The sequence below is a fragment of the Variovorax sp. P1_H12_2 genome, from assembly GCF_056405335.1.
On record NZ_JBFUCI010000523.1, the window covers coordinates 1 to 3,850 of the forward strand.

A 3,850-nucleotide genomic window follows, 5' to 3' on the forward strand; every position below is an offset into this window, starting at 1 on the left:
GTTGAATCTCGATCTCCCGTTCGCGCTGCGGGTCGCACGCGCGCTGCGGCGCGGCCCACACAGGCGAGGGAAAGCGGCTGTCCCAGTCGAAGCGTGCGATCACGTGCCAGTGCAGGTGCGGGACCATGTTGCCGAGGGCAGCAAGATTGATCTTGACCGGCGCCAGGACGTCGCGCAGGCACTGCTCCACCACGGCCACGGCCTCCATGCACAGGGCGCGGTCCGCCGGAGCCAGGTCGGACCACTCGGCCACATGGTCGGTCCAGACGACGCGGTAGAAGGCCGGGAAGCCCGCTTCGGACGCATGGATGACGCGCAGCCTGGCGGCCTGGAAGACCAGGCGCCCGCCGGGCTCGTCGCACAGCGGACAGCCCGCCACGTGTTTCGGCGTCATACCAGCACGCGTTCGATGCCGCCGTGGTTGGCGGCGGCCACGTACGCGGGCATCCAGTCCTCGCCGAGGATCTTGTTGGCCATCTCGACCACGATGTAGTCGGCTTCGAGCAGGCCGTTGTTCAGGTCGTTGCCGTAGCGGCTCAGGCCCTGCAGGCAGCTCGGGCAGCTGGTGAGGATCTTGACGTTGGCGCCGGGCGCGACCTTGCCCGCATCGCGCAGCGCCGCCTCGCCCTTCTTCAGCTCCTCTTCCTTGCGGAAGCGGATCTGGGTCGAGATGTCCGGACGGGTCACGCCCAAGGTGCCGGATTCGCCGCAGCAGCGGTCGTTCTTGAGCACGTTGTCACCGACCAGTGCCTTCACGGTCTTCATGGGATCCTGCAGCTTCATGGGCGTGTGGCAGGGGTCGTGGTAGAGGTAGCCTCCACCGCCCGCACCCGCCGAGTCCGCCAGCGTGATGCCCTTCTCGAGCAAGTATTCGTGGATGTCGATGATCCGGCAGCCCGGGAAGATCTTGTCGAACTGGTAGCCCTGCAACTGGTCGTAGCAGGTGCCGCAGCTCACCACCACGGTCTTGATGTCGAGGTAGTTGAGCGTGTTGGCGACGCGGTGGAAGAGCACCCGGTTGTCGGTGATCATCTTTTCGGCCTTGTCGAACTGGCCGCTGCCGCGCTGCGGGTAGCCGCAGCAGAGATAGCCTGGCGGCAACACCGTCTGCACGCCCGCATGCCACAGCATCGCCTGCGTGGCGAGGCCCACCTGCGAGAACAGCCGCTCCGAGCCGCAGCCGGGGAAATAGAACACCGCCTCGGTCTCCGGCGTGGTCGCCTCGGGGTTGCGGATGATCGGCACGTAGTCGGCATCCTCGATGTCGAGCAGCGCGCGCGCGGTCTTCTTGGGCAATCCACCGGGCATCTTCTTGTTGATGAAGTGGATGACCTGCTCCTTCATCGGCGCCGGACCGAGCGTGGCGGGCGGCGCGGCGGTCTGCTTCCTGGCCAGGCCACGCAGCAGGTCATTGGCCAGGCGCTGGACCTTGAAGCCGATGTCGACCATGCCGGTGCGCATCATCTTGATGGTCTGCGGATTGGTCGCATTGAGGAAGAACATCGCGGCCGCGTTGCCCGGCCGGAAGGACTTCTGGCCCATCTTGCGCAGCAGGTTGCGCATGTTCATCGAGACGTCGCCGAAATCGATGTTGACCGGGCACGGCGTGAGGCACTTGTGGCACACGGTGCAGTGGTCGGCCACGTCCTCGAACTCTTCCCAGTGCTTGATGCTGACGCCGCGCCGGGTCTGCTCCTCGTACAGGAAAGCTTCCACCAGCAGCGAGGTCGCGAGGATCTTGTTGCGCGGCGAATAGAGCAGATTGGCGCGCGGCACGTGGGTGGCGCACACCGGCTTGCACTTGCCGCAGCGCAGGCAGTCCTTGACGCTGTCGGCGATGGCGCCGATGTCGCTCTGCTGCATGATGATCGACTCGTGCCCCATCAGGCCGAAGCTCGGCGTGTAGGCATTGGTCAGGTCGGAGTGCAGCGCGCTCCCGTCGRCCGCCTGGTGCTCCCCGCTGCGCAACAGCTTGCCCTTGTTGAAGCGGCCTTCGGGGTCGACCTTCTTCTTGTAGTCGGTGAAGGGCTGCAGCTCCTCATCGCTCAGGAACTCGAGCTTGGTGATGCCGATGCCGTGTTCGCCCGAGATCACGCCGTCGAGGCTGCGCGCCAGCGCCATGATGCGCACGACGGCCGCATGGGCGGTCTGCAGCATCTCGTAGTTGTCGCTGTTGACCGGGATGTTGGTGTGGACGTTGCCGTCGCCGGCGTGCATGTGGAGCGCGATCCAGACGCGGCCCTTGAGGACGCTCCGGTGGATCTCGCTGCACTCGGCGAGGATCGGCGCGAACTCGGCGCCGGTGAAGATCTCCGCCAAGGGCGCGCGCAGCTGCGTCTTCCAGCTGGCGCGCAACGAATGGTCCTGCAGTTGCGGGAACAGCGTCCCGACCTGGTCGAGCCAGCCCTGCCACAGGGCCCTGACCTCGCCCACCAGCGCCACCGCCTGGGCCACGCGGTCTTCCAGCAGCTCGGCTGCCGGGATGTCGTTGGCGTCCTCGCGCTTTCCCAGCGGCAGGTTGCCCCGCGCCAGGAAGTTTTCCAGCGCATCGGCCAGCGCGATCTTGTTCTGCAGCGACAGCTCGATGTTGACGCGCTCGATGCCGTCGGTGTATTCGGCCATCCGCGGCAGCGGAATGACCACGTCCTCGTTGATCTTGAAGGCGTTGGTGTGCCGGCTGATGGCGGCGGTGCGCTTGCGGTCGAGCCAGAACTTCTTGCGTGCCTCGGGACTGATCGCGATGAAGCCCTCGCCGCTGCGCGAATTGGCGATGCGCACCACTTCGGAGGTCACGCGCGCCACCGTGTCGGCGTCGTCGCCGGCGATGTCGCCGAACAGCGCCATCTTCGGCAATCCGCCATGGCGCTTCGACTTGGTCGCATAGCCGACGGCCTTGAGATAGCGGTCGTCCAGGTGCTCCAGCCCGGCCAGCAGCACCCCCGAGCGCTTCTGCTCGGCGAACATGAAGTCCTTGATCTCGACGATGCTCGGCACGGCGTCCTTCGCGTTGCCGAAGAACTCGAGGCAGACCGTGCGGGTGTGGGCCGGCATGCGATGCACGATCCAGCGGCAGCTGGTGATCAGGCCGTCGCAGCCTTCCTTCTGGATGCCGGGCAGGCCCGACAGGAACTTGTCGGTGACGTCCTTGCCGAGGCCTTCCTTGCGGAAGGTGCGGCCCGGAATCTCGAGCCGCTCGGCGCGCAGCGGGGTCTTGCCGTCGGCGGCGAAGTACTGGAGCTCGAACAGCGCGCTCTCGGCGTCGTGGATCTTGCCGAGGTTGTGGCCGACCCGGGTGACCTCCAGCCACTCGGCGTCCGGCGTCACCATCCGCCACGAGGCCAGGTTGTCGAGTGCCGTGCCCCACAGCACGGCCTTCTTGCCGCCCGCGTTCATCGCCACGTTGCCGCCCACGCAGGAGGCCTCGGCCGAAGTCGGATCGACCGCGAACACGAAGCCCGCGCGCTCGGCCGCATCCGCGACCCGCTGGGTGACCACCCCGGCCTCGGTCCAGATCGTCGGCACCGGCGCTTCGAGACCGGGCAGCTCGCGCAACTCGACCTCGGTCATGGCCTCGAGCTTCTCGGTGTTGATGACCGCGCTGTTCCAGGTCAGCGGGATCGCGCCGCCGGTGTAGCCGGTGCCGCCGCCGCGCGGAACGATGGTGAGGCCGAGCTCGATGCAGCCCTTGACCAGTCCGGCCATCTCGGCCTCGGTGTCGGGCGTCAGCACCACGAAGGGGTACTCGACCCGCCAGTCGGTGGCGTCGGTCACATGCGACACGCGCGACAGGCCGTCGAACTTGATGTTGTCCTTGGCGGTGAGCCGGCGCAGCGCCCGCGTGGCCTTGCGC

2 protein-coding genes are annotated in these 3,850 nt (G+C 67.0%); both read right to left on the reverse strand.

Features of this window, described 5'->3' with window-relative positions; genetic code table 11:
• Positions 1-394: HIT family protein (locus AC1D2K_RS31550; protein WP_478093976.1), on the reverse strand; the 394-nt coding region annotated here is incomplete at its 3' end.
• Positions 391-3,850, reverse strand: a 3,460-nt coding sequence (locus tag AC1D2K_RS31555; RefSeq protein ID WP_478093978.1) for a DUF3400 domain-containing protein, incomplete at its 5' end; no start/stop codon positions are given. The genes AC1D2K_RS31555 and AC1D2K_RS31550, both read right to left, overlap by 4 nt.